Consider the following 25,828-nt stretch of genomic DNA (forward strand, 5'->3'; position numbering starts at 1 on the left):
TATTACTCGCCATTTTACAGTGAATATCCCCCATTTTTACTCACTACAGCACTATTATTTTTTTTGTTTTCGGCTATGATGGCGATAAATTTATCGCACTGTTTTTACGAATAATAATATGGCTACTTTCGATCGTCATTTTTACCACATTTTACTGCTAATCATCCTATTAACCGCAGCAGGACAGATGACCAACACCATTTACGTACCTGCCCTAACCCAGATGGCACATGAATTTTCTGTTAGTGTCGGTCGAATGCAGGCGGCCATTGCGTGTTATCTATTTCCTTATGGACTTTTACAGTTTGTTTATGGACCCTACTCTGACCGTTTCGGGCGTAAACCCCTGATTCTGATTGGGATAGCTTTTTTTACGCTAGGATCAGGCTTAGCAATTTTTGCCACACACTTTGCCACGCTTTTGTGCGCAAGTTTTTTGCAAGGAAGCGGAATAGCGGTGGCAGGGGTCATGGTAAGGACGGTAATGCGTGATTTATATTCAGGAATGAAACTGCATAGTGCCAATAGTATCATGTCGATTGCCCTTATCTTTGCCCCGCTGATTGCCCCACTTTTGGGCGGTATTTTCACCGATTTACACAGCTGGCGCGCTATTTTTGTTTTCCTGAGCCTTTATGGTATTGCTTTACTGACTATTCAGTGGCTATTTCTCCCTGAAACCAACAAGCAAAAATCAGCCAAGGGTAACTTACTTGCCAAATATAAAGCCGTATTAGGTAACAGTAATTTTATAATCAATTTGATTTTACTGATCGTTGCTAATGGAGGAGTCGCCGTTTTTGAAGTAAGCTCTGGTGCACTTTTTACCTCGGTACTTGCGCTTTCTCCAGCCATTGCAAGCATCTTGTTTATCATTCCCTTACCTTTTTATATGTTGGGAAGTTTTTTATCCGCACGTCTTGCGCGTTTTTATAGTCTGGATCGTCTACTTCTTATTGGGTGCTTTACGCTACTAGTCAGTGGTTTAGCCATGAGCTTATCCTATTATGTTATTGGCGTCACAAGCCCTGGCATTATTCTGCCAGGCTCGGTTTATTTTCTGGGTTGCGGGATTATCTTTCCAACAGCTACTACCAAAGCACTGGAGGAGTTTCCAATGATCGCAGGAACTGCGGGCTCAGTTTTAGGGGGAGCACAAAACTTAGGAGCAGGTCTATTAACAGCGCTTGCCGCATTTATTCCCTTAAGAAGTCAGCTGCCACTGTCGATTATCCTATCCACTCTTGCCGTATGCGCCCTGGTTAGCATTATCATGAGTCAACGCACGAGAATTATTAAAATATTCTAGAAATTCATCAACATCTTTTGCAGTTCATTCACGGGAACTTGCTGAGTTTCTTTGTGCATTTTACCATCCTTGCCTAGCCATTCTTTTGTTACCATAGCTGTTTTACCATCCTTATTGGTTTGAATGCTTACAGCATTAAACGAGCGCTGTACAGTATTGGCATCAGTAGCATTAACTGGTTTTTGGGTGGTAGGCGTGGATACTTGAGCAGCAGGCTGTGCTGCTACGGCATTCATTTGTTGTTGCAGTTGCTGCATCTCGGACTGAATACGCTGTGCAGTTTGCTGATATTTTTGTTCAAACGCTTGACGCTGTGCATCTAATTGCTGCTGCTGGAGAGCCAATGCGTTGACTGCCTGCTGATATTTTTCCTGAGCTTGAGATTGCTTAATTTGTGCGGTATTAACCCAACCAACTTGTCCTGTGGCAGTATCGGCTACCTTAATCCAGCCACCTTGTTGATAAAACTGAATATATTGATTCTGGTTTTGGTCAGTCAGTTGTGAGACGACTTGTGAATTTGCATCAGGTTGATTATAAACCTGATATGTGGCGGCAAAAGCACTGGTTGAAGCTGCTGCCAAACCTAAAGCTAAGAGTAGTTTCTTCATATTGATTCCTCACGTTATGTTGATTAAAAATAACTGATCACAAGATCAGTAGCGGCTAAAAACACAACCAAACTAAAAGAATAAACTTAACATAAACTTAAGGAATTCAGCACTTTTGATAAAGTTTATAGCAGGTATGCCTTTAGCTTTTCCTCATCAAAATGCTTCTTATCCACCTTAAGATACGCCACACATTCATCCAGGCAAACCATTGCTTCTTCAACGCCTGGGATAGTCAGGAGCTTTTGTTGCAGTGCTTTCGCGTCTGTGCACGCACCAAGCTTATCCAAACCATACAGCCTGGTGCTTAACTGCTTTGGCTGTTGCATCGTTGCAGCGATTGCCACCCAGATGACACCTAAGACACCATTAAAAACAAATACCCCTTTGACACCAAACTGATGCAATATCATGCCTCCCAATGCCCCACCAAAAAAAATACCTAAAAACTGCGCACTTGAGTAAATACCCATAGCAGTCCCCTTACTGGCGATCGGTGATATTTTTGAGATAAGTGAAGGTAATGCCGCTTCTAAGAAGGTGAAACTTGCAAAATAGAAAATGAGCAAAATACTCATGACGATGATATGCTGATCAAACTCAAATAACAAAAACTGCATTGTGGTTACTACAACAATGGCACCGACAAAAATTGGCTTCATTAAATTTTTAGTTTCAGCAAGGATAATAAACGGCACCATCAGTAAGAAGGAAATAAGCAATACTGGCAAATAAACCATCCACTGCTCAGCACTCTCAATGCCGATATAATCAATTAAAATGAGGGGAACAACGATAAACAAAGCCGTAAGCATTGCATGTAAACTAAAAATGCCGTAGTTTAAACGCAGGAGCTCAGGCTTACACAGCACACTTTTTATTTGCCTGGGTGTTGTTTCACTGCCGCGATGAAAAATAATTTTGGTTGGTGTGGGCACACCATAAACCAGAATAACGATACCGATTAAACCTAAAACAGCTGTTAGCCAAAATATTCCTGATAAACCCACTAAAGCGTTTAAAACGGGGCTTAAAACCATCGCCCCAATAAATGATAATCCAATGGTCATGCCGATAACAGACATCGCTTTCATACGATTCTCTTCCTTAGTAGTATCAGCAATAAGCGCCGTTAGCGTACTGCCTATTGCTCCTGCTCCTTGCAGCGCGCGTCCAATAATAATGCCATAAATTGTGTGCGACATGGCTGCGATGATACTGCCGATGATAAAAATAACCAAGCCAAATACAATGACTGATTTGCGACCATACTTATCCGACAAGACACCAAGAACAATCTGTAGCAATGCTTGCGTTAGCCCATAAACTCCCAAGGCCATTCCAACAAGAGTTGGGGTTGCATCGATAATTTTATCCGCATAAAGACTAAAAATGGGCAAAATAATGAACAGTCCAAGCATCCTAAACGCATATATGGCGGCGATGCTTAGCGTCGATTTTCTTTCTGATTGTAATAACATGCGTAAACCTAGACGTTGATAGCTAACCCTAAATCGCCAAACAGTATAAATAATAATTTGTAGATAATAAAACTCATGAGCATGCAACAAGGCAGAGTTAATAACCATGCGGTTGCCATGGTTCGTACTACTCGCCAATTGACCCCACCACTTTCTGGGTATCCTGCCCCCATAATGGAGCCAGAGGCTGCCTGCGTAGTACTCACAGGCAGTCCCAAATGAGAAGCACCAAGGATAAGTAACCCTGAGCTCATCTCAGCAGCAAATCCGTTCGCAGGTCCAATTTTGGCGACACGAGTCGTTAAAGTTTTAATAATCCGCATACCTCCTGTTAGCGTCCCTAGTGCCATGGTAAGCGCACACAGCGCAATCACCCAGGTTGGGATATATGTTACTGTGGATACCATTCCAAAACTAAACAAAGCAAGGGTTATAATCGACATGGTCTTTTGGGCATCATTTGAACCATGACTAAGCGCCAATAAGCTGCTTGAGATAACCTGAAGCTCACGAATCTGCGCATTTGATTTGCGCGGTGTTTTTCTTTTACTTAAAACTCTAAACACGATAACCACCAGAATAAGTGCCACAAAAAATGCCATGATGGGGGATAGTATCATCGGAATAATAATTTTCCAAACCAGAACTCCATAATGGACGGTTCCAAAGTTACTTGCAGCAACCGCAGCGCCTACAAGCGAACCAATCAGTGCATGCGAAGAGCTTGATGGGATGCCAAAATACCATGTAAGCAAGTTCCAGGTAATTGCTGCAAATAAGCCAGCAATTAACACTAAATGGGTAATAACATTGGCATCAACTAAGCCCTTACTAATCGTTGTCGCAACAGCCGTACCGATAAAAGCACCCACAAAATTAAAAACTGCTGCAAGAATAATTGCCTGATAAGGTGAGAGTGATCTTGAGGCAATTGGGGTTGCCACGACATTGGCAACATCGTGAAAACCATTGATAAATTCAAAAAATAAGGCGATAAGGATAATACTAATAAGAACTGCCATTGTAATTAGATTTCCTTAACATAAATGCGCATGACCGAATCACACAGTGTGGCACTTGTCTCAACTGCTGATTCAACCGCTTTAAATACTTCCTTAAGTTTAATCGTGGTCAGGGTGTCATAGTCTGCTTTTTTAATCAGATCAATGGCATCACCTAAGTCTTCAACCACGTTTTCATCGAGCTCAGTTGCACGCTGTGAAGCAAGTTTAAGTTTTTGACCATCTTTGTTTTTAAAAGCAATTAACAGCTCGCACAGCGATTTGGTCATTTCCTGCAGTGTTACAACACTGCGAATCAAACAATCATCAACTTTGCTGTCAATGGCATAAATCTGCATTTTTTTATTAATTTTGATAATGCGCTTGGTAAGCTTTAACATAATCCCTGAAAGATGAAAAATATCACCGCGATCAATAGGAGTGATGAACTGCTCATTGAGTTCAATAATAATCCTTTTATTGATCTCTACGGCATTTTGGCGCTGTTGACGAAGCTTAAGCATAAGCTCTGACGCCTGACAGGCATTTTCCTCATTAACGATATCCACAAGAAACGACGCCGATAGGTGAACATTTTCAGCAGCCTCAACAAACAGATCAAAAAAAATGTCTCCTCGGCTTGGGATAAGTGATTTAATAATTTTTCGCAACATACGCGGATTTTCTATAAACCTTCAAGGTATCGCCATGATAATTGGATTAAGGCAAAACACAACCTTAAACTTTAATTTTTAAGGAAGAAAACACTCACTTTACACTTGCTAAAAATCGCTGCCAGTCGAACCCCACACCAGGGTCCGTTTTCCTTTGAGGAGCAATCTCTGAATGTCCTGTTATATTATTTTCAATATCTGGATATTTCCGCCTGATTGCGTCGGTCAGTCGAGACAGGCTTTGATATTGCGCATCCTTGAAGTGCGTTTTATCCGTGCCTTGAAGCTCAATCCCAATCGAAAAATCATTACAGTTTTCTCGCCCTTTGTAACAGCTTATACCCGCATGCCAGGCACGCTTTTCTGTGGAAACAAACTGGATAATGTCACCTGCTCTTTTAATATAAAAATGGCTGGACACGGTCAGATTTTCTAACCCCACAAAACGCTTATCAAGCGTTATATCAAGTTTATTTAAAAACAGCTCTTCCACATGGGTATTATCGTACTCCCCTTCAGCTAAGGAAATACAATGAATGACCAGCAAATTCACCTCAGTGTTTTGTGGACGTTCATTATAATTAGGTGATGGCATCGACTGAACACCACTTAGCCAACCATCACTATTTAGCTGCAACTTATTCATCCTCTTTCATCAGCTTCCTGCAAAAAACTCCTTTACATTATCAAACCACGATTTAGATCTTGGTGAATGCGTGTGGTGTTCTCCTATTGAATTACCAAAAGCCTCCAGTAACTCGCGCTGCTTGCTGTTTAGATTCACAGGAGTTTCAATGGTAACTTTACACATCAAATCTCCCATGCTATTGCCTCTTAAAGACTTAACTCCCTTCCCTCTTAGCCTGAACATTTTACCAGTTTGTGTTTCAGCGGGAATTTTAAGTTTAACCTTTCCATCAATCGTTGGGACATCAAGTTCCCCTCCTAAACATGCCGCCATAAAACTAATAGGTACTTCACAATACAAATCAGAACCATTGCGTTCAAAAATAGCATGCTCCTTCACTCGTATTTGTACATACAGATCCCCTGCTGGCGCCCCATGTTCTCCTGCTTCGCCTTCGGCGGACAGCCTGATTCTATCTCCATTATCAACACCTGCTGGAATCTTCACTGACAAAGACTTAATCTCTTGTCTTCTGCCTTGACCATGACAAGTACGACAAGGATCTTTAATCGTAGCACCTGCGCCATGACAGCTTGGGCAAGTCTGCTGTACTGAAAAAAATCCTTGCGACATACGCACGGCACCCGCTCCATGACAGGTGTTACAGGTTTGCCTGCCTGAACCACCTGAGCCATGACAGCTGTCGCATGCAACATAAGTTGGCACTTTGATTTTCTTCGTTGTGCCATGCACGGCTTCCTCAAGCGTGATCTCAAGATTATATTGAAGGTCATTACCTCTTCTATTGTGAGCACGCGATGAATGCCCAGATCTCTGCCCTCCTCCAAAAATATCACCAAAAATATCACCAAAAATATCACCAAAGCCATGGGTCCCACTAAAGCCACCATGCCCGCCTTGATTAACCCCCGCGTGACCAAACTGATCATATGCTGCGCGTTTTTGCGGGTCACTTAAGACTTCATAAGCTTCTGATGCTTCTTTGAACTTGGCCTCTGCATCTTTATCCTCTGGATTCCTATCAGGATGATATTTCATCGCAAGTTTTCGATAAGAACGCTTTAACTCCTGTTCCGTGGCACTCTTCGACACCCCTAATATTTCGTAATAATCTCTTGGCATATTGCTACCATTATTTTGCGTAGGGGCGTATTGCATACGTCCCTTTGTTTAGTCAAATAAAAGCTGATCATAGCTTTTTCAAGGCTACTTATCGTCTAATCATTTCAATCGGTTATTTTTTATCATCATCTTTTACTTCTTCAAACTCAGCGTCGACAACATTGTCATTGCCTTTTTGTTGCTTTGAATCCTGATGAGCGGCACCATCCTTCGCATCGCCTTTATCCTGCGCTTTTTCATATGCCTTTTGAGCAATTGGCGCAAACGCTTCTTCAAGCGCTTTTGTTTTGGCTTCGATATCTTCTTTACGATCTGTTTTTAAGGCAGCCTCCAAGTCATTGCAGGCAGATTCCACTTTTGATTTTTCAGCTTCAGTGACCTTGCTTTCTAAGTCTTTGAGTGACTTGCGTGCACTATGCAATAGATTATCTCCCGCGTTGCGCACATTCACTAACTCATGAAATTTCTTATCAGATTCTGCATTCGCCTCAGCATCTTTAACCATGTTATTAATATCATTTTCAGACAAACCACTGGATGCTTTGATCACAATATTTTGCTCTTTACCAGTCGCTTTATCTTTAGCGGATACGTTTAAAATACCATTGGCATCAATATCAAAAGTCACCTCAATCTGCGGCATACCACGCGAAGCTGGCGGAATATCTGACAAATCAAATCGACCTAGAGACTTATTTGCCGAAGCCATGTCACGCTCACCTTGCAATACATGAATGGTTACCGCTGGCTGATTGTCTTCTGCTGTTGAAAAAATCTGAGATTTTTTCGTTGGAATAGTCGTATTACGCTCAATAAGTTTGGTCATTACCCCACCCATTGTCTCAATTCCTAATGAAAGAGGAGTCACATCCAATAACAGGACATCTTTGACATCACCTGCTAATACACCACCCTGAATAGCAGCACCAACCGCAACCGCCTCATCAGGATTCACATCGCGACGTGGTTCTTTACCAAAGAAGCTTTTCACCTCTTCTTGCACTCTAGGCATACGCGTTTGACCGCCGACCAATAACACATCGGTAATCTGAGAAATTTTTAACCCCGCATCCTGCAATGCTTTTTTACAGGGCTCAATGGAGCGCTTGATCAAGTCTTCCACAAGAGCCTCAAACTTTGCACGCGTTACTTTGATGTTAAGGTGTTTGGGTCCCGTGTTATCCGCAGTGATATAGGGCAAGTTCACATCAGTCTGTTGTGCTGAAGACAGTTCAATTTTTGCCTTCTCAGCCGCTTCACGCAGGCGCTGGAGTGCCAGTGTGTCGTTGTGCAGATCAATACCACTTTCTTTTTTGAACTCACCAATCAAGTAGTTCATTAACGCCACGTCAAAATCTTCACCTCCAAGGAAAGTATCACCATTGGTTGCTAATACTTCGATTTGGCTGTCACCATCCACGTTGGCAATCTCAATAATGGACACATCAAACGTACCACCACCTAAGTCATAAACCGCAATCGTCTGATCGGCTTTCTGCTTATCCATACCATAGGCAAGAGCAGCTGCCGTTGGCTCGTTGATAATACGCTTAACATCAAGACCTGCAATGCGTCCAGCGTCTTTGGTTGCCTGACGCTGAGCATCATTAAAGTAAGCAGGAACGGTAATGACTGCCTCAGTAATCGTTTCACCCAAAAAGTCTTCTGCCGTTTTTTTCATTTTGCGCAACACTTCTGCCGATACCTGTGGAGGCGCCATTTTTTTATCTTTCAGCACCTCAACCCACGCATCACCATTGTCCGCCCTAACTACTTTGTAGGGTACTTTTTTAACGATATCTGTTTGCACGACTTTCTCATCAAACTTGCGTCCAATCAGGCGTTTGACTGCAAATAATGTATTATGTGGATTGGTAACGGCCTGACGCTTTGCTGCCTGCCCAACCAGAATTTCTCCCCCTTCTGTGTACGCCACGATTGAAGGAGTTGTGCGCGCACCTTCTGCGTTTTCAATAACGCGCGCATTTTTACCATCCATTACTGCAACACAAGAATTTGTTGTCCCTAAATCTATACCAATTATTTTACCCATTATGATCTCCTCTTAATTTCAACGCCTCGAAATATGTCGACGCATTTTTATTTTTCAAGTTTTTCTTGTCTTAAGTTTTGTACCTTGTAAATTTCCAGCATTGCACTTGACGATTTTTACCCCCAAATACACATCCAACACGCTCCACATTTAAATGAAAACAGATGGAAAATCAGCTGAAATTCTAGTTTTTTACTACTAACACGCGCGCGGGTCGAATAACACGACCATTCAACTCATATCCTTTTTGAAAAACACTCATCACCACATTGTTGTGCATATCTGGATTGGGCGACATTGCCATCGCTTCGTGCTTGTTCGGATCAAATACTTCACCAGAAGGATCAATTTGCGTAACCCCAAAGCGATCCAACGTATCCACCAACATTCTCATCGTTAATGCCACGCCTTCTGCCATGACTTTTGCTTCTTCTGACTCGGTCGAAACTTCCACTGCTTTTTCCATGCTGTCTAACACAGGTAAAAGCGCATTGGCAAATCTCTCCAACGCAAATTTATGCGCGCTCTCCACATCTTTTTGCGCACGCCTTCTGATATTCTCCATCTCAGCATGGGCACGCAAAACCTTATCATCAGCTGTTGCCACCGTATCCTTCATGTTAGCAATGGTTGTTTTTAAAGCTTCATTTTCTTGATGAAGCTTTATGATTTCATCACTTGTTTGACCTGATGGAGACTCAAGCTCGGTAGAGAGATCTTCTTGTGCCAACTCAAAATCTTCTTCGTGCTGCTTTTCGTGTTTTTCATATTTTTTTGACATTGGTGTACCTTGTTTTCTATATATGTTTTTGTAACGGCGTATCAGTTGTGGGCGCTTTTGTGCTTTTCAAGTGATTATTTATGAAAGACTTTAATAATTTTTCGCTCACCCCGTTTGCCAAGAGGTGATGTCAACATGAGGTTACTCAACGCTGGTATCAGCGTACAAATTATTTACCAAAGCCAAATGAAACTTGATTTAACTCAATGAAAGAAGTTCAACTTGCTACTAAGATGGCGAGCTATTTCCAGAATGGGACACAAGATGATATTTGAGCCAAAATGGATTGCATGGGAGACAACAAGAGAATGTAATCTAAGCTGTGTGCATTGCCGCTCCAGTGCCTGCACTGGACAATTTAGGGATGTTGATTTTGGCACGGAAGAAGGTTTTGCAGTCATTGATAAAATCGCTGCAGTTTCAAAGCCCTGTCTTGTATTATCAGGAGGTGAACCGCTACTACGCCATGATGTGTTTGAGCTCGCGCACTATGGCGCCCAAAAAGGACTCCGCATGGCACTGGCAACCAACGGCACCTTGGTTGATGACAATATCTGCATTAAAATTAAAAACGCTGGAATTAAAATTGTGTCACTTAGCTTAGATGGCAGCCTGGCAGAAACGCATGATACTTTCAGACAACAAAAGGGTGCATTTGACGCCACTATTACAGCTGCAAAACTTTTTAAAAAACATGAGATTCCATTTATCATCAATTCTTCCTTCACTCAACAGAATCATCACGAGATCAAATCTACGTATCAGTTAGCCAAACAACTGCAAGCCAATGCGTGGTACATGTTTATGGTCGTACCCACAGGTCGGGGTCAGAACCTCATGAATAAGTTGTTACATGACGAAAAATATGATGCAGCACTGGATTGGCATTATGATATGGAAAGCAATGAACACGATATGCTGGTGCGCCCCACCTGCGCTCCACACTATTACCGCGTGCGTTTTGAGAAAAATAAGACTTCGGGACTTAACACCAAATCGCGCGCACTCTCATTCTCAAGTGGCGGTTCCAAGGGTTGTATTGCAGGTCAATCCATTTTAACCATCGATGTTGAAGGAAACGTACATCCTTGCAGTTATCTGCCTTTGAATGCGGGCAATATTTTTAAGTCGTCATTACAAGACATATGGCAAAATTCGACAATTTTTAAAAACTTACGTGACTTTAAGCAGTATAAAGGGAAGTGTGGTCATTGCGAGTATATTAAAATCTGCGGCGGATGCAGGGCTAGAGCGCATTTCATGAAAGGTGATTATATGGCAGAAGAGCCCCTATGTAATTACATGCCTAAGCGCTTACACGGATAAACACACACGCGCTTGACGTAAATTGGGAGTAAAGACTCATCTTGATTGAAGATATACCTGAGCATTTTCCTCTACCGAGGCAGACTTGTGGTTTTTGACTTGTAATTTTTTAGCCATGGTCGAGTTCGCCACGAAGTCCGTTCCTTCTGCCCAAGCAACATTACCACTCAAAAAAATTGCCATCATCGCGACTGATATTAGCTCTTTCATAATCTTACTCCTTTAGGTTTAAAACACACTTAACTCATGTCTAAGCCTAGGCAAGACTATAAAAATTAACAGCATTCACTTTAAGTTTCAGACATTTTCCTTGTGTTTAATCGATCAGCCGATACTTTATCGACATAAACTTAATGATTTGATAGTGATCATCCATAAGAAGGTGAGACATTTTCTCAAGCACCTCTTCCAGTTTTACCCATTTTACTGCCTTGGCATCATCGTCTGCCTGAATTTTTGGCAGTGACGTTAGGTTTAGCACAAACAATCCCAAATGCGTGATCACCCTGCCACGCAGAGAACGCTCAGGATAGTCAAACACTTCTTGATTTATAAAGCTTCTAACAAGACTGACCTCAGAAACATCAAGATGAGTTTCTTCGTTCAACTCACGCAAAATTCCATCAACAATCCGCTCATCCTGGTCTAAAAAACCACCTGGCAATGCCCATAGATTTTTCCCAGGGGGGTATTTGCGCTGAACAAGTAATAAATGCTTATTACATAGCACCATCGCATCGGTTGTCACAAACATCGGCTTAAAAGGAGCATCCTGCCAAGCTCTTTTATACTGCGTAATATACTCAAACTCTTGACACAAATCCTGATAGGTTTCTGTCTGCATGAATCTTTTTAAGGTTTGACAACCACCATTTACATGGGGATTATTAACCAGATACGTGGTATCTAATTGATGCTGTCCAAAAAACCTGACTCTAAAATCTGTTGCGTTAAACCCATTGAAATTAGCCACATCAATATGCTGCCAAGCGGGAAAACATTTTAGATAATAGCTGCTTGCATCTTTTTCATGCCCAATAATCGCGATTTTATTCTCCACACCAGCATGATGATATACACGCATTTCAGCTTCCTTCCTCCAGCCATTTTCATCATAAAACCAGTCACTTACAGGTTCGACGATAATCCGAGAAAACTCAATCCCTGAAGTCTGTAAGTCAGATAAAATCATGTCTCGCCTTTCCTCAAACGAAAAAGGATTTTTTATGCTTGGGGCTCTAAATGCTGATCCCACGATAATAATGAGCCGATCTACACACTTTAACGCCTCTTGTATATTGTGCAAATGCCCCACATGAAAAGGCTGAAATCGACCAATAAAAACGCCGTAGTCATATTTGCACTGACTCATCCTTCCTTCCCTATTGCTGCTTGCTCTATATTGGCTACAGGCTGCACTTGAGAAACATAGTCGTACACTTCAATCACTTTTTTAACACCTGAAACATTTGCCGCAATACTTGACGCTTTATCTCCCTCTGCTTTGGTCACTACACCCAAAAGGTATACAACACCGCTTTCGGTAACCACTTTAAATTTTAAACTGCTGACTCCGCTTGAAACCAGTGCCGATACAATTTTTGAGGTGGTCCAGCTATCTGCAAGGTAGTTTCCAATATTCACAGGGTTTCCAATCGTTAGCTGATTATAAACCACTTTCACACCTGGTATTTTGGACATCCTGTCGACCAGTTCAGTTCTTAGTGTCTCTGTTGGCACCTGTCCTAACAGTAACATGATATTATTAAATACGACAGGCTCAACATTTGAATTACCTTTAAGCTCGGGATAATCATTTAACAATGAAATGGCTTTAAACTGGATACTTTTGTCAGAAACATTGGTTTTGCTATCAACACTGCTGCCAGCGACATTGGCACCCACTACAGCTGCTCCAGCCCCTGCTATTACCACGGGTGCACAAGCACTTAATGAACCTGCAAATGCAGTCATTATCCATAAAATCTTCATACCCGCTAGTGTTACTTTTTTTACTTTTATCGTAGTTTTCATTGGTATTTGTCACACTTTGGTTGCACACCCATGGACAATCTTAACAACCAGAAGGAAACTTGTAATTGAATTTATTGCAGTTTCCTAATCTCTTTACGCAAAATCATATCAGGCGTCTCCGCGCTTAAGACATAATAATCAAACTTATAATCAAACTTGCCATGATGGGCTTGTTTCATTAATATCCTTTGCGGTAAAACTCACAAAAGGAAACCTGTATGCGTTTAGCTCACATGATGATTCGCGTGAATAATCTGGAAGAATCGATTGCATTTTATCGCGATATCTTTGGCATGACTTTATTTAAACAAACGGACAACGAAGCCTATCGCTATACATTAGCCTTCATGGGCTATGGTAATGATATCAATCAAATAACAGCAGTTGAGCTCACCTATAACTGGGATACGCATAGCTATGATCATGGGAAAGCCTTTGGGCATCTGTGCATTGAAGTGGATGATGTCTACCAAAGCTGTGACGCGATCAAGCAACAAGGCGGCGTGGTAACACGTGAGGCTGGTCCCGTGAAAGGTGGCACGAGCATTATCGCTTTTGTTAAAGATCCCAATGGCTATCAAATTGAGCTGATTGGCAAGAAGGTACGCTAGCGCTCGATCTTCAGTACAACCTCATTTGGGCAATGCTCATATTTCCGTCCACAAATTTGGAATGCGCCCCTTAGAATATAACAAAAAAAGATTGCGTATTTCTAAGCGCATCGTACAATCACCAATCAATTTAAGACAATCCTTAATGAATAACTTTTATGATCGAAAAATTACGTAATATTGCCATTATTGCGCACGTTGACCATGGCAAAACAACCCTGGTTGACAAGCTCTTACAGCAATCAGGGACCTTGAAAACCACGGGTTCAGATGTTGAGCGTGTCATGGATTCCAATGATTTAGAAAAAGAGCGCGGCATCACCATTCTCGCCAAAAATACGGCTATCAGATGGAATGATTATCGGATCAATATCGTTGACACCCCAGGACACGCCGACTTTGGTGGTGAGGTTGAACGTGTGATGTCGATGGTTGACTCAGTTCTACTTCTCGTTGATGCAGTCGATGGACCAATGCCACAAACGCGCTTTGTGACCGAAAAAGCGTTCGCACGTGGCTTAAAACCGATTGTTGTGATCAATAAAATCGATCGCCATGGAGCGCGCCCTGCCTGGGTAATGGATCAGGTTTTTGACTTGTTTGATCGCTTAGGCGCCACCGATGAGCAGCTTGATTTTCCTGTGGTTTATACTTCTGCCTTAAACGGCTATGCAACCTTGAATGAGAATAAGATCACTGACAATATGAATGCGTTATTTCAAGCCATTGTTGATCATGTTCCTGCTCCTGAAGTCAATCAGGCGGGTTCTTTTCAAATGCAGATTTCCTCTTTGGACTACTCAAGCTTCGTAGGCACGATTGGAATTGGTCGCATTAAACGTGGAAAAATAAAGACGAATACGCCCGTCAGTATCATCGGTAAAAATGGTAATACAAGACAAGGACGTGTGTTACAGATTTTGGGGCATATGGGACTGGAACGCACTGAAGTTCCAGAAGCCTCAGCAGGTGACATCGTTTGTGTTACAGGAATTGAAGGGCTTAATATTTCTGACACACTCTGCGCCTTGGATTGTGTCGAGGCATTACCTCCTTTAGCCGTAGATGAGCCGACGATTTCAATGACTTTTCAAGTAAATAACTCTCCATTTGCTGGACGTGAGGGAAAGTTTGTCACCTCGCGCCAGATTAAAGATCGTTTGGAGAAAGAGCTTCTTCACAACGTGGCACTGCGTGTTGAACAGCTTGATGATCCCGATAAATTTAAAGTCTCTGGTCGAGGTGAGTTACACTTGTCAATTTTGCTTGAAAACATGCGTCGTGAAGGTTTTGAAATCGCTGTTTCACGCCCTCATGTCATCTTCAAAGAAATGGATGGTGAAATGTGCGAACCCTATGAACAGGCCATTATTGATGTTGATGAGCAATATCAAGGTGCCGTGATGGAGAAAATGGGATTGCGTCAAGCTGAACTTAGAAATATGGAACCCGACGGTAAAGGGCGTGTGCGTCTTGAGTTTATTATTCCTTCTCGCGGCTTAATCGGTTTTTATACAGAATTTTTAACGATTACTTCAGGAACAGGCATTATCAACAAGATTTTTGATCATTATGGTCCAGTGAAAAAAGCTATCATCGAATCTCGCTTAAGCGGCACACTCATCTCAAACTGTGCGGGAAAAGCCGTGGCTTTTGCTCTGTTCAACCTGCAAGAACGTGGCAAAATGTTTATCGGTCATGGCGTTGAAGTCTATGAAGGCATGATCATTGGTATTAATGCCCGTGATAATGATCTCACCGTTAATCCATGCAAGGGGAAACAACTCACCAACATGCGCGCTTCTGGCAAGGATGAGAGCATTATTCTCACCACCCCGATTAAAATTACCTTGGAGTATGCGCTTGAATTTATTGAAGACGATGAATTGGTGGAGATTACCCCAAAATCAATTCGTCTACGCAAAAGATTCCTAACTGAATCTGATCGCAAACGTTATTCAAGAACAAAAGAATAAGGGTAAAAGCGACGAGGTTTTTACGTCGAACTCAGGTTAAAATACGCTTGATATAACTCTGTTATCGCCCCAACAGTTGGGGCTATTCCCACGTTTGATTGCTGCTGATTTAATAGTGTTTGCAAACTTTGTGGCACGGGAATTTTTTCTCCAACTATAGGTTCTATCACTTGTTCAAACTTCGCAGGATGCGCCGTCGCAACGATAATATAATGTTGATCAGAAGGCAAAAACTCACGAGCGTAAACCGCCGTTGCTGTATGCGGACAGATCAAAAGATCATGATCTTGTTTTACCTTCAATATCGTTCTTCTAATCGCCTCATCCGAGGCTTTAAAAGCGGTGACTTCTGCCTTAAACCGCTGAGTGCTGCCAAGTAGAAAATAAAGACGTTCAAAATTACTGGGGTTTCCCACATCCATCGCGTTTGCTAACGTCTCAACACTGGGCTTATGTGGCAGCTGAGCGCTCTGTAAAAACTGCCCGATAACGTTATTTTCATTCTGGCTTATGATGATTTCTCCAATCGGCAGCCCCATTTCCTTCGCCCAAAAGCATGCGCATACATTACCAATATTGCCTGATGGAACAATAAAATTAGCTTTTTTGCACTGGTTTAAAAAATATTGCCATGATACATAGGCATAATAGGTGGTTTGCGGTAAGAGTCTGCCAATGTTAATGCTATTTGAAGTGTTCAAATGCGTATGCTCTTGCCACCATTTATCGGCAAACGCCGCCTTGACTAGCACTTGACAATCATCGAATGTTCCATCGACTGCAACCGCACAGACATTATCTTGCCAGCAGGTAATTTGCTGTTGTTGGCGTAAAGAGATTTTTCCCTTTGGGAATAACACCATCACATTGATATTTGATTTGCTGTGAAATGCGGCGGCAACGGCTGAACCTGTATCCCCTGAAGTTGCCACCATAATCGTAAGCTTATTATCCGTTTTGATGTGGCTTAAGGCATTGGCAAGAAATCTTGCGCCAAAATCCTTAAACGACAGGGTTGGACCATGAAAAAGCTCAAGCAACGAACTTCGTTGATCCAAATCAACTATTGGCAAATCAAAACTAAAACTCTCATAACAAATGGCATGAAGTTTATCCTCAAGCTCGCCCCCCCTAAAAAAGGGCTCCAATAATTGTGTTGCAAAATCGGCGTAGCCCATATTTTTATCCAAACTCCGCCAGGGAAATAAAGGAAATTTTGCTGGCACGTACAACCCACCATCCTTAGCTAAGCCATGTTGTAAGGCGTAAGTTAGTGAAACTTCTTCTGATTTCCCCCGCGTACTCTTAAATTTCATACTTTCTCCTTTAAGATAACTTCACCGCCCTTTGCCTTAAGATCGCTGACATAGCTTTGTGCGCTCAAGCCTTCTTGAGCAAAAACCCGCACCAGTTCATCGGCAATTATTTGAGCACGGAAAAGACTGTCACCCAAAGCAAAAACAGCAGGACCCGAACCTGAAATACCAAACCCTAGTGCCCCTAAACGATAGGCACTTTGTTTGACCTTATCAAACCCTGTAATCATCATCTTACGTTTTGGCTCAATCAGTACATCGATAAAATACTTTTTAAATCGATCCAGATCATTTTCGTATAAGGCACTCACCACTGCTGCAGTTTTTGCGGTTTGTGCGACAACCTCCTTGATACTAAAAGGCACATCGATCAGTTTTCTGGCTTCTTTGGTTTCGATCTTTAAGTTTGGCACAGCAATTGCGGCACACAGATTCAAACTGGGCAGCTCAATAAATTCACAGGGCTTTGAGCTTTGCAGCAAAACCAGTCCGCCAAACATGGATGGCACAGCATTATCACCATGATAGACCCCACCTGAGATTAAGCTCTCCCCATAAATTGCATACTCGATCAATTGTTTTTTTGGCAAAGGTTGAGTCAAAAAGGCGTTTACGGCTAAAATGGCTGCTACGGAGGATGCTGCAGAGCCCCCAATACCAGAGCCTAAGGGAATACCTTTTTCAATCACAATATCCAGACCAAGCTTAAGCTTATAGTCTATTAAGAATTTCTTAATAACGGCACTACAAACGTTTTTATCAATATCAACACTCAAATCATTTTTGCCCAGCACTCCAATAATATCTTGAATGACCAACTGATTATCGTCGCGCTTCGACAAGTGAACCTTGTCTCCTACTCCTGAGATTGCAAAACCCATTAGATCGAAGCCTACTGCAAAATTGGCACTCGTGGCAGGGGCAAAGCTTGAGACCTTTGTTACACTCGGACTTATTGCTATTTGCCGTAATATTTCATCCATTTATTAAATCCTGTATTTTTATACATAATTACTGCTTAGTAAGCAACAGACAAAATATCCCCAAACACCCGCGCAGCAGTTACATCTACACCAGCTCCAGCCCCTCGTATCACCATGGGTGAGTGGCAATAACGCTGAGAGTGAATAAGTACCATATTATCAGCCCCACTTAAGCTTACAAAAGGGCTGTTTTTTTCCAGCGCCATCACCACAACACTTGCCCTGYCWTWACTTGATAYMTTRCSRAKMWYARTAYCWKSWSTTRMKTKKYRKSYRWTMGRYYRBYSTTRSYWYAKCYWCAWTCGCTGCGAGCCATGGATAGCGGAACGCGAGGGCGAGTAGACCCGGGTAGCCTTGCGCTGTTGATCAGCAAGCGACGTGCCGAAGGCGCCAGAGCGAAGTCTGTGAAAAAGCTTTTACCCAAGGCGTAGAGTAGAATCGGAAACGTGTTGTCTGTTCGGAATGAGCGTAGCGAATTTGTGAGGACAAGCACCGTTGAGGCGGGCGGCCCGGGCAAAATTTATACCGCCGAGGATAGCCGATTCGATTTTGTGTATGGATATACAAAATCTATCATGAGGCCCGAGGCACCCTGWTWWYTTTWYWKTTSTTYTAYTGTAACACTTTTTGTATTAGTAATAACTTTGAGCCGAGCTTCTAATGTGGAACCGACAGTTTTATAGTGCTMAAYYAWRMCTAAGACCAATTTCACGCGCAAGGCACACCACTTTGCGCGCCACATCCAAGCCAGATAAATCCTCACGTGGATCGGGCTCCGTATAACCCTTTTGATAAGCCAGCATTAAACTTTCAACGAAACTTTTTCCACGATTAACCTCGTTAAAAATAAAACTCAATGTGCCTGAGAATACCCCTTGGATCTTAGTGATCTGATCCCCTGTTTTTTGCATCATATCAATCGTGCTAATCAAGGGTAACCCAGCACAGACATTAGTTTCATACCTGAAACTCACATTATAGGCTTGTGCCGTTGCTCTTAATTGGTGGTAATACGCCATCGACTGCGTATTGGCATATTTATTTGGTGTCACCACACTGATTCCTTGACTTAAGAATTTGACATAATTTTTGGCAATATCTGCACTTGCGGTGGCATCAACAACCACCTTATGCGCACACGAAATGGATTGTAAGTGTTTGATGAGTGCCTCAACATCTGCGGTCTTCTCGCTAGCCTTTAGTGCTTCTAGGACATTTTCTTGCAATAACAGATTCTCAGCGCAAAGCAACTTGCTGGAATTCATTACCGAAACCAGGTCAAGATTTATACTTTTTTGCGCAAGTGCTTCCTGCTGAGCTTGCAACTGCTTGATAAGACTCACGCCAATGCCACCTACACCGATGATGGCAACCGCCATATTCTGTGTGGGTGGATTTTTTGCCTGCTGATGAATTAAGTTTAATGCTAACTCTTCATCTTCTTGTTTGACCGTCACGGTAATGCTGCGCTCAGAAGAGCCCTGCGTGATCGCATGAATATTGATCTTGGCATCGGCTAACGGCTTAATCACGCGCGCCAATGCTCCTGGCTGTGCTCTTAATCCATCACCTACTGCAGTGACCATGGCATAACCTGTTTCACAATAGATATGCTCAATGTCGCCTCGCTCTATTTCTGCTTTGAAGTGACGCTCTAAGGCTCTTGTCGATTTTTTCGCGAATTTAGATTCTATGGCAAAGCAAATGGAATACTCCGAGCTTGATTGGGAAATCATCATGACCGAAACCTCATTTTGCTCAAGTACTGAGAATACCTTAGCTGCAATCCCAGAAACTCCAATAATCCCCGCCCCTTGAACGCGCATTAAAGCCACATTGGAAATACTGGTTAGCCCTTTTATTAAGTATTGCGCAAGATTGCTTTGATCTAATTGTTTGATAATTTCTGTACCTGGTTTTTGAGGTTCATAGCTACTCTTGATTTCAATGGGAATCCCCATTTCCATCATGGGATTTATGGTCAATGGGTGCACAACTGAGGCACCAAAGTACGCCAGCTCCAGCGCCTCCTTATAAGATAAATACTTTAATTGCCTGGCACCTTTAACCACTTCAGGGTTCGCACTATAAACCCCAGCAACATCAGTCCAGATCACCAACTTACTGGCATGCAGCAACTTCGCAAAAATAGCCGAAGAGTAATCACTGCAATTCATGCCTAAGATGCTACGCACACCTTCCTGATTTTGCGCAATAAATCCCGTAATAATATAAATGATCTGATCCTTTTTAGTCATTCGTGCATCAATCGCCTGCTGGCTTTTTTGCCAATCAACCACGATAGGTTTCTGGTTATCGTCAATAAACAAAACTTCTGAGGCATCAATGAATTCTGTCTCTAAACCACTCTCTTTCAGGGCAGCTGTGAGGATTTGTGCCGACCAAAGCTCCCCAAAACCCAAGATAAAATATTCAAGCGCCTCACCACAAATCCGACTGATGGAAATCGTCATAAACATTTGTTGAAGATGAGTTATGTCTTCGCTAAATAAATCTACCAGTGTATTATTTTCAGAGCACAGCGCTTTTATCAGCCCCAAATGATGTTCACTCATTTGCACAAGCAACTTACTGCTATCTTTACCCTCCAAAGATAACTCGATTGCTTTTTTCAAGAAACTTGTGGTTTTACCACTGGCAGAGACAACAACGGACTGCGGTGTGGCACCAATAATATTCATGACACGTTGAATTTTTATTGCATCTGCAAGGCTACTTCCACCAAATTTATGCACCACATATCCCATTTACTGCTCACCCTAGAAACTTGCCGTAAAGCCTCATTATATAAATATTTCCTGGCAAAACTCATTATAAAAGTTTAAAAATATGTATCCCTTTTATTGTACATACTCAGTTTGGAGTATATACTCATGCGTGTGTACGTAATGATGGAGTGACAACAATGATTGCAACAGTTTTTAAAAATGGGAATAGTCAAGCAGTGCGAATACCAAAGGCTTTACAGATTCACACTAACAAGGTCGACATCACTAAAGTAGGTAGTGCATTAGTTATCAGAGAACTCCCTCAATCCTGGGATGAGGCATTTCAGTGCTTAAGTGAATTTGAAGATTTCATGATTGAGGGAAAAAGTGATTTTCCTCCACAAACTCGAGAAGAATTTAAGTGATTAAATCAATGCTTGATACAAACATTTGTATTTTTATTATCAATGAACGCCCTCCAATGGTGCTTGAAAGGCTAAAAGAATATAGATTCAACGAAATTGCCATATCTTCTATCGTCTACTCTGAACTAGCCTATGGCGCCTACAAAAGCAAAAAAATAGATAAGAATATTGCAGCCCTTGCAGGTTTTGTTGCTCCACTATCAATCCTGAGCTTTGATAAAAACGCTGCCAACGAATATGGCATCATACGATCCTCACTTGAATACCAAGGTCAGCTCATTGGGGCTAATGACCTATTGATAGCCGCACATGCAAAGAGCATGGATGTACCACTTATCACAAATAACCTTAAGGAATTTAGCAGAGTTGAAGGACTAACGGTTATTGATTGGACCAAAACCACAACCCGCTCGAGAATTTAGCGACTTTGGGGCAACTTTCATTCTCACCAGTGGACACACACAATGAAAGCAGATGTTGCACGCGCTTGATCGTCCACAACCCCCCTCTTCATTCCAACAAATCGCATTGATCAAACCCGTGCTGAATGGTTGTAATCTATCCACTAAGCGCAAACCTTCGCAGGTTTAGAAAGTATAGGAAACCCCCATCTGGAAGGTGTTCACTGAGAGGACCTTAGAGTTTGAGAAAAGGTGATCATACTCAAGATTTAAGCCAATTCCATTGGTAAATAAATAGCCAACTTCAGTGCCGATGCGTGGTGCGACACTACTGCCAATACTATTGCTTGGCTGACCAGAAGGAGTGGATTGACTGTTTTTGACATAGGCAACCCCCGCTTTTCCTGTCAGGTTAAAGCCTGACTGGAACAGATATTTTACTCGAAGCATGGTATTAATATCCCAGCTTTTGTAATCAACCGCATCCTTTGAGACTTTCCCATCATAGTTAAAGCCCAGTTCAAAACCTGCTAAAAACCCTTTGTTAAAGTGCCAGTCGTAACCCGCTCTTAAGCCACCTGAAGCAGAGATTCCCTTGCTGGTAATATTAGAACCTCCTACGGATGCCCCCATGAAGAACCCCTCAAATTCATATGCTAGAATTGTTGGAGAAGGCTCTACTTTGCTATAGTTAAACTGATCTGGGAAAGTCAGATCGTAAATAAGCTTTTTGCTCTTAGGATGGTAAATTTTAACGTGAGTCGATGCCTGATTAATCACAACATAGCCTTGATCCAATGAAATGACCGGGGCATCACTATAGCCTAACTGGTCCACTAAAATAATGGGCATATTGTTGCCTGTTACAGTTGGTGGGAATTTGATGTAGGTTTTATTTTGATCTACAAAGCCAAGCATGGGCTTGTAGGTTGAGTCTGAAGAGATCGTTTTGATATCAAAGTTAAAGTTAGTTGAAGGCAATGAAACCTCATCTGCAATAGCGATCGAAGTAAGACAACTCACGATTAATATTGGACCCAGAAGCTTGTTTTTCCACATAATATTCATTCCATGCAAAAGATGATAAAGCAATGCCAGAGAGTATAAACAGAATAGATAGCAAGCGAAAGATTTTTTGCCCCTGCGCGAAAGATTTTTCGCCACTACTTGGTTGTGTAAATTTGCTTTAATAGACTTAAGCAATATAAAGATGACAAGCCAATGACAACATAAGTTACTTTTTGCCATGTCGCTGAATCACTAAAAACGCTGGTGATAAGGTTAAAATTAAACACAGCTGAAATGAACCAGTTAAATCCACCGATGATAGTGAGAAGCAGCGCCAATGTATTGAGAAAACGCATATTTTTTCCTTGGTTTTTAAGTTGATAAACGCATACGTTCTTAGAGAACGTACGCCTGCGATTTTAATGCAAGCGACCGATAAAAAATAGCTGTTTACTGCTTTTAATCGTTGTGTAGCTTGGCAAACAAATCATGCTCATTAGCATCAGTGATGGTAACATTGACAAATAAGCCTTTGGCGATTGAACCGTTATGGCTATTGATGTTTTCAATAATGACTACACCATCGACTTCAGGAGCATCATATTGTGTTCGCGCCAGAGCAATATTTTCATCCGTGCGTATTTCATCAATAATCACTTTTTGTGTCGTGCCAATATGTCGCTTTAAACGCCTGGCACTGATGCGTGATTGTATCACCATAAAGCGCTCCAGGCGCTCTTGCTTAAGCTCTTTAGAAACCAGATTGGGGAAGCTATTGGCCTTGGCTCCTTCCACTTCAGAATAAGTAAAACAGCCAACCCGATCAAGCTCGGCTTCTTTGAGAAAGTTAAGCAGTTCAGTAAAATCTTCCTCGGTTTCACCAGGAAAGCCAATAATAAACGTGCTGCGAATCGTTAAATCAGGACATATTGTGCGCCAACGCTTAATCGCTTCCAGCGTATTAGTAGCATTGGCGGGGCGCTTCATCAGTTTCAAGATGCGTGCTGAGGCATGTTGAAAAGGAATATCCAGATAAGGTGTAATTTTGCCTTCTGCCATCAGCGGAATAACCTTATCGACATGTGGATAAGGATAAACATAGTGCATACGCACCCAGACGCCCAATGTCGAGAGCGCCTCTGCCAAATCAATAAAACGGCTTTGATAAACCTGGTTATTCCATTGGGCTTCGGCGTATTTAATATCAACACCATACGCACTTGTGTCTTGTGAGATCACAAGGAGCTCCTTAACGCCTGCATTGACAAGGCGTTTTGCCTCAAGCATCACATCATCAATTTTGCGTGAGTTTAATTTGCCACGAATATCGGGAATAATGCAAAAGGTGCAGCTGTTATTGCAACCTTCAGAAATTTTAAGATAGGCATAATGGCGTGGTGTGAGCTTAATGCCCTGGGCGGGGATTAATGAAGTAAAGGCATGATGTTCAATGGGCAGATTTTCATGTACTGCTTTGACCAGATTTTCATAGTCTTGAGGTCCTGAAATGCCAAGGACATTGGGGTATTTTTCTAAGATCATCTCTGACTTTTTACCCAAACATCCTGTAACCAGTACTTTGCCGTTCTCATCCAAAGCCTCACCAATCGCTTCTAAGGACTCTTCAATTGCGGAATTTAAAAAACCGCAGGTATTAACAACCACTAAATCAGCATGGCTATAATCAGCGGCAATTTCATAACCATCTGTTTTTAGTTTTGTAATAATGCGTTCAGAGTCAACTAAATTTTTAGGACAGCCAAGACTTACAAAGCCTATTTTTGGGGCGTTTATCTGCATAATGATACTCATGGGTTAATTTTATCTGCGGTATTGTAACTGGAATGGATTTTGATCAAAACAAATATTTTTAAAAGATTCATGATCAAGCTCAACATATAGAATATGCTCACCCGTTTCAACGTGATTGACGACTTGTCCCTTATTGTCAATCGCCATGCTGTTACCATAAAATAGCATGTCAGCATCTTCATGTACGCCACTTTGATTTGCTGCAAGAATCATCGTGCTATTTTCAAGTGCTCGTGATTTTAACAGCAGTGACCAGGCGTGAGTCCCTATATCACTACTAAAGGCGGCACTTAAGACAAAAATGTCGGCGCCTTGCTTTTTTAAGTAGCGAAAAACCTCAGGCGAAAACAGATCATAGGTCGAGGTTAAACCCAGGTTGGCAAATGGTGTCTCAATGACTTTGACTACTTCACCGTACTCTTGATCCTGAAGGAGACTATGCGTCGATTGGAAGGCATAAGGCAAGGCAGGTTGTAAGTGGTAATAGACTTCATGTAGCGCTCCTAAAGCATCATAAACAACGCTGGACAAGTAATACTTTTGCTTACTGTATTCAGAAACGATGGGAACGCCGCTGGCAATAATCCAGATTTGATTTTCCTGACTCAACTTTTGCAAGTAATCCTGAATACGACCTTCGCCTAAAATCTCTTTGTTAATCTCATAATCAGATGCGTTGAGCGAAAAAAGTGCGCATCTGTCGGGAAAAATAATGAGCTTAGCACCATTTTGAGCTGCTTTTTCAACCATACGCTTTAGGCAAAGTAAGTTCACTCCAACCGCCAGGCACGCATTTATCTGAGCTATTGCTACCTTTGCCATTGCACCCCTCATTTGTCCTGATCCGCTGAGGTCATTAGTATATAACTCCATCAAGCAACAATAAAGAGGTTACGCGATAGGGTTTTTGATATTTTAGGGTTTTCCATAAAAAAGCTAAAAACAGGTGGAGTATTTTGTTATGCTGCATATACTGAGGATAGGTAAGGTGTTAGCCGCACTGGAAGCATAGGGCTAACAGAGGGCAAAAGCCATGCGGCTAACCAAGAACAGGAGGATGCGCTATGACTACGTCACTTGATCAATTATTTACCAAACAACAACGCATTCAATTCGACAGCTGTTGCCAATACTATGAGTTAGCCTTGTCTTATTTTGGATACAACGTGCAAGCTCAGTGCTGCATTGATGATAAGAAAAAAATCGTGCTTTATGCGGTCAATGTTTTTTATCAAGGTCAGCAGCATCAGGTGTTTACAGCTTTAACCTTAGAAGAATTCTATAAAAAAATGGAGTTAGTTTATCAGCTTTATCTTTACGCTAAGGATCATCAAACTGATCTAGATGAAGCATTGGATTATTACCTTGATGAGTATCAGCAGTTTATCGCGATCCAAGGTGAGATAGATGATCTGCTAAATTGGCAGGATTTTGTCGATGAAGAACTCAGTAAGACGAGTCCCTATAGCTATGATATGGTACTAAGTAGTGAAAACAGGACATTGCACTAAGGTTGCTGAATAAGA

The 25,828-nt window shown here is 41.9% G+C and carries 24 protein-coding genes and 2 pseudogenes; 7 read left to right on the forward strand and 19 right to left on the reverse strand.

Going from position 1 to position 25,828, the window contains the following annotated elements; genetic code table 11:
* Window positions 1-118 precede the first annotated feature (118 nt).
* A complete protein-coding gene (locus CU053_RS02645) occupies window positions 119-1,309 on the forward strand; it encodes an MFS transporter (protein WP_100551101.1) in 1,191 nt (396 codons plus the stop codon).
* On the opposite strand, the gene CU053_RS02650 is transcribed toward CU053_RS02645, so the two are convergent.
* The 8 genes from CU053_RS02650 to grpE form a co-directional block, all read right to left on the reverse strand.
* Complete coding sequence (locus CU053_RS02650) at window positions 1,306-1,920, reverse strand: hypothetical protein (protein WP_100551102.1); 615 nt, start codon at window positions 1,918-1,920, stop codon at window positions 1,306-1,308. The two genes, CU053_RS02645 and CU053_RS02650, sit on opposite strands and share 4 nt — an antisense overlap.
* A gap of 125 nt (window positions 1,921-2,045) precedes the next feature.
* Complete coding sequence (locus CU053_RS02655; protein WP_100551103.1) at window positions 2,046-3,401, reverse strand: MFS transporter; 1,356 nt, start codon at window positions 3,399-3,401, stop codon at window positions 2,046-2,048.
* Between the two features lie 8 nt (window positions 3,402-3,409).
* The gene (locus CU053_RS02660; RefSeq protein WP_199244190.1) at window positions 3,410-4,429 is read right to left on the reverse strand and encodes an inorganic phosphate transporter; all 1,020 of its coding nucleotides are present in this window, start codon (window positions 4,427-4,429) and stop codon (window positions 3,410-3,412) included.
* Window positions 4,429-5,076 carry a DUF47 domain-containing protein gene (locus CU053_RS02665; protein ID WP_100551105.1) on the reverse strand — a complete coding sequence of 216 codons (648 nt, stop codon included), beginning with the start codon at window positions 5,074-5,076 and terminating at the stop codon, window positions 4,429-4,431. The genes CU053_RS02660 and CU053_RS02665 overlap by 1 nt, the downstream gene beginning before the upstream one ends.
* 94 nt (window positions 5,077-5,170) lie before the next feature.
* Window positions 5,171-5,722 carry a 1,6-anhydro-N-acetylmuramyl-L-alanine amidase AmpD gene (gene ampD / locus CU053_RS02670; RefSeq protein WP_100551106.1) on the reverse strand — a complete coding sequence of 184 codons (552 nt, stop codon included), beginning with the start codon at window positions 5,720-5,722 and terminating at the stop codon, window positions 5,171-5,173.
* A 9-nt stretch (window positions 5,723-5,731) separates the two neighbouring features.
* Window positions 5,732-6,883, reverse strand: a complete 1,152-nt coding sequence (dnaJ, locus tag CU053_RS02675) for a molecular chaperone DnaJ (RefSeq protein WP_456061812.1) — start codon at window positions 6,881-6,883, stop codon at window positions 5,732-5,734.
* A gap of 76 nt (window positions 6,884-6,959) precedes the next feature.
* Window positions 6,960-8,900, reverse strand: coding sequence for a molecular chaperone DnaK (gene dnaK, locus CU053_RS02680; RefSeq protein WP_100551107.1), 1,941 nt, complete (start codon window positions 8,898-8,900; stop codon window positions 6,960-6,962).
* Window positions 8,901-9,084: 184 nt separating this feature from the next.
* Complete coding sequence (gene grpE, locus CU053_RS02685; protein ID WP_100551108.1) at window positions 9,085-9,681, reverse strand: nucleotide exchange factor GrpE; 597 nt, start codon at window positions 9,679-9,681, stop codon at window positions 9,085-9,087.
* A gap of 264 nt (window positions 9,682-9,945) precedes the next feature.
* Between grpE and CU053_RS02690 the strand changes: the two genes are divergently transcribed.
* Window positions 9,946-11,007 carry a radical SAM/SPASM domain-containing protein gene (locus tag CU053_RS02690; RefSeq protein WP_100551134.1) on the forward strand — a complete coding sequence of 354 codons (1,062 nt, stop codon included), beginning with the start codon at window positions 9,946-9,948 and terminating at the stop codon, window positions 11,005-11,007.
* Between the two features lie 36 nt (window positions 11,008-11,043).
* Here the strand turns inward: CU053_RS02690 and CU053_RS02695 are convergent, their stop codons facing one another.
* From CU053_RS02695 to CU053_RS02705, 3 genes are all read right to left on the reverse strand, one after another.
* Window positions 11,044-11,217, reverse strand: a complete 174-nt coding sequence (locus CU053_RS02695; protein WP_158106953.1) for a hypothetical protein — start codon at window positions 11,215-11,217, stop codon at window positions 11,044-11,046.
* 106 nt (window positions 11,218-11,323) lie between these two features.
* Window positions 11,324-12,379 carry a bifunctional nicotinamide-nucleotide adenylyltransferase/Nudix hydroxylase gene (locus CU053_RS02700; protein WP_100551109.1) on the reverse strand — a complete coding sequence of 352 codons (1,056 nt, stop codon included), beginning with the start codon at window positions 12,377-12,379 and terminating at the stop codon, window positions 11,324-11,326.
* A complete protein-coding gene (locus tag CU053_RS02705; RefSeq protein WP_100551110.1) occupies window positions 12,376-13,041 on the reverse strand; it encodes a BON domain-containing protein in 666 nt (221 codons plus the stop codon). The genes CU053_RS02700 and CU053_RS02705 overlap by 4 nt, the downstream gene beginning before the upstream one ends.
* A gap of 218 nt (window positions 13,042-13,259) precedes the next feature.
* On the opposite strand from CU053_RS02705, the gene gloA reads away from it, so the two are divergent.
* A complete protein-coding gene (gene gloA, locus CU053_RS02710) occupies window positions 13,260-13,652 on the forward strand; it encodes a lactoylglutathione lyase (protein WP_100551111.1) in 393 nt (130 codons plus the stop codon).
* A gap of 158 nt (window positions 13,653-13,810) precedes the next feature.
* On the forward strand, window positions 13,811-15,628 hold the full coding sequence (typA, locus tag CU053_RS02715; RefSeq protein WP_100551112.1) for a translational GTPase TypA: 1,818 nt from the start codon (window positions 13,811-13,813) through the stop codon (window positions 15,626-15,628).
* 20 nt (window positions 15,629-15,648) lie between these two features.
* Here the strand turns inward: typA and thrC are convergent, their stop codons facing one another.
* The 4 genes and pseudogenes from thrC to thrA form a co-directional block, all read right to left on the reverse strand.
* A complete protein-coding gene (gene thrC / locus CU053_RS02720; protein WP_100551113.1) occupies window positions 15,649-16,944 on the reverse strand; it encodes a threonine synthase in 1,296 nt (431 codons plus the stop codon).
* A complete protein-coding gene (locus CU053_RS02725; RefSeq protein ID WP_100551114.1) occupies window positions 16,941-17,927 on the reverse strand; it encodes a homoserine kinase in 987 nt (328 codons plus the stop codon). Before CU053_RS02725 ends, thrC begins: the two co-directional genes overlap by 4 nt.
* Window positions 17,928-17,962: 35 nt before the next feature.
* Window positions 17,963-18,247, reverse strand: a pseudogene (locus tag CU053_RS06640) (hypothetical protein).
* Between the two features lie 357 nt (window positions 18,248-18,604).
* A pseudogene (thrA, locus tag CU053_RS02735) lies at window positions 18,605-20,695 on the reverse strand (bifunctional aspartate kinase/homoserine dehydrogenase I).
* A 158-nt stretch (window positions 20,696-20,853) separates the two neighbouring features.
* Here thrA and CU053_RS02740 point away from each other — a divergent pair.
* Window positions 20,854-21,081, forward strand: a complete 228-nt coding sequence (locus CU053_RS02740; RefSeq protein WP_100551117.1) for an antitoxin — start codon at window positions 20,854-20,856, stop codon at window positions 21,079-21,081.
* Entirely contained in the window at window positions 21,078-21,503 is a 426-nt protein-coding gene (gene vapC, locus CU053_RS02745) for a type II toxin-antitoxin system tRNA(fMet)-specific endonuclease VapC (RefSeq protein WP_199244188.1), read from the forward strand. Before CU053_RS02740 ends, vapC begins: the two co-directional genes overlap by 4 nt.
* 165 nt (window positions 21,504-21,668) lie before the next feature.
* Here the strand turns inward: vapC and CU053_RS02750 are convergent, their stop codons facing one another.
* The 4 genes from CU053_RS02750 to CU053_RS02765 form a co-directional block, all read right to left on the reverse strand.
* Window positions 21,669-22,541 (reverse strand): outer membrane protein, encoded by an 873-nt coding sequence (locus CU053_RS02750; protein WP_158106955.1) that lies wholly within the window; start codon window positions 22,539-22,541, stop codon window positions 21,669-21,671.
* Between the two features lie 104 nt (window positions 22,542-22,645).
* Complete coding sequence (locus CU053_RS02755; protein WP_100551119.1) at window positions 22,646-22,846, reverse strand: DUF378 domain-containing protein; 201 nt, start codon at window positions 22,844-22,846, stop codon at window positions 22,646-22,648.
* Between the two features lie 103 nt (window positions 22,847-22,949).
* A complete protein-coding gene (rimO, locus tag CU053_RS02760; protein ID WP_100551120.1) occupies window positions 22,950-24,290 on the reverse strand; it encodes a 30S ribosomal protein S12 methylthiotransferase RimO in 1,341 nt (446 codons plus the stop codon).
* 21 nt (window positions 24,291-24,311) lie between these two features.
* Window positions 24,312-25,124 (reverse strand): carbon-nitrogen hydrolase family protein, encoded by an 813-nt coding sequence (locus CU053_RS02765; protein WP_158106956.1) that lies wholly within the window; start codon window positions 25,122-25,124, stop codon window positions 24,312-24,314.
* A gap of 242 nt (window positions 25,125-25,366) precedes the next feature.
* Between CU053_RS02765 and CU053_RS02770 the strand changes: the two genes are divergently transcribed.
* A complete protein-coding gene (locus tag CU053_RS02770) occupies window positions 25,367-25,813 on the forward strand; it encodes a hypothetical protein (protein WP_100551122.1) in 447 nt (148 codons plus the stop codon).
* The last annotated feature ends 15 nt before the right edge of the window (window positions 25,814-25,828 follow it).

This window comes from Caedibacter taeniospiralis (assembly GCF_002803295.2).
Taxonomy (GTDB): domain Bacteria; phylum Pseudomonadota; class Gammaproteobacteria; order Francisellales; family Francisellaceae; genus Caedibacter; species Caedibacter taeniospiralis.

Coding starts and splice junctions, on each gene's coding strand:
- CU053_RS02645 (WP_100551101.1), top strand. CDS start 119: ATGGCTACTTTCGATCGTCATTTTTACCACATTTTACTGCTAATCATC.
- CU053_RS02650 (WP_100551102.1), bottom strand. CDS start 1,920: ATGAAGAAACTACTCTTAGCTTTAGGTTTGGCAGCAGCTTCAACCAGT.
- CU053_RS02655 (WP_100551103.1), bottom strand. CDS start 3,401: ATGTTATTACAATCAGAAAGAAAATCGACGCTAAGCATCGCCGCCATA.
- CU053_RS02665 (WP_100551105.1), bottom strand. CDS start 5,076: ATGTTGCGAAAAATTATTAAATCACTTATCCCAAGCCGAGGAGACATT.
- ampD (WP_100551106.1), bottom strand. CDS start 5,722: ATGAATAAGTTGCAGCTAAATAGTGATGGTTGGCTAAGTGGTGTTCAG.
- dnaJ (WP_456061812.1), bottom strand. CDS start 6,883: ATGCAATACGCCCCTACGCAAAATAATGGTAGCAATATGCCAAGAGAT.
- dnaK (WP_100551107.1), bottom strand. CDS start 8,900: ATGGGTAAAATAATTGGTATAGATTTAGGGACAACAAATTCTTGTGTT.
- grpE (WP_100551108.1), bottom strand. CDS start 9,681: ATGTCAAAAAAATATGAAAAACACGAAAAGCAGCACGAAGAAGATTTT.
- CU053_RS02690 (WP_100551134.1), top strand. CDS start 9,946: ATGATATTTGAGCCAAAATGGATTGCATGGGAGACAACAAGAGAATGT.
- CU053_RS02695 (WP_158106953.1), bottom strand. CDS start 11,217: ATGAAAGAGCTAATATCAGTCGCGATGATGGCAATTTTTTTGAGTGGT.
- CU053_RS02700 (WP_100551109.1), bottom strand. CDS start 12,379: ATGAGTCAGTGCAAATATGACTACGGCGTTTTTATTGGTCGATTTCAG.
- CU053_RS02705 (WP_100551110.1), bottom strand. CDS start 13,041: ATGAAAACTACGATAAAAGTAAAAAAAGTAACACTAGCGGGTATGAAG.
- gloA (WP_100551111.1), top strand. CDS start 13,260: ATGCGTTTAGCTCACATGATGATTCGCGTGAATAATCTGGAAGAATCG.
- typA (WP_100551112.1), top strand. CDS start 13,811: ATGATCGAAAAATTACGTAATATTGCCATTATTGCGCACGTTGACCAT.
- thrC (WP_100551113.1), bottom strand. CDS start 16,944: ATGAAATTTAAGAGTACGCGGGGGAAATCAGAAGAAGTTTCACTAACT.
- CU053_RS02725 (WP_100551114.1), bottom strand. CDS start 17,927: ATGGATGAAATATTACGGCAAATAGCAATAAGTCCGAGTGTAACAAAG.
- CU053_RS02740 (WP_100551117.1), top strand. CDS start 20,854: ATGATTGCAACAGTTTTTAAAAATGGGAATAGTCAAGCAGTGCGAATA.
- CU053_RS02750 (WP_158106955.1), bottom strand. CDS start 22,541: ATGTGGAAAAACAAGCTTCTGGGTCCAATATTAATCGTGAGTTGTCTT.
- CU053_RS02755 (WP_100551119.1), bottom strand. CDS start 22,846: ATGCGTTTTCTCAATACATTGGCGCTGCTTCTCACTATCATCGGTGGA.
- rimO (WP_100551120.1), bottom strand. CDS start 24,290: ATGCAGATAAACGCCCCAAAAATAGGCTTTGTAAGTCTTGGCTGTCCT.
- CU053_RS02765 (WP_158106956.1), bottom strand. CDS start 25,124: ATGGCAAAGGTAGCAATAGCTCAGATAAATGCGTGCCTGGCGGTTGGA.
- CU053_RS02770 (WP_100551122.1), top strand. CDS start 25,367: ATGACTACGTCACTTGATCAATTATTTACCAAACAACAACGCATTCAA.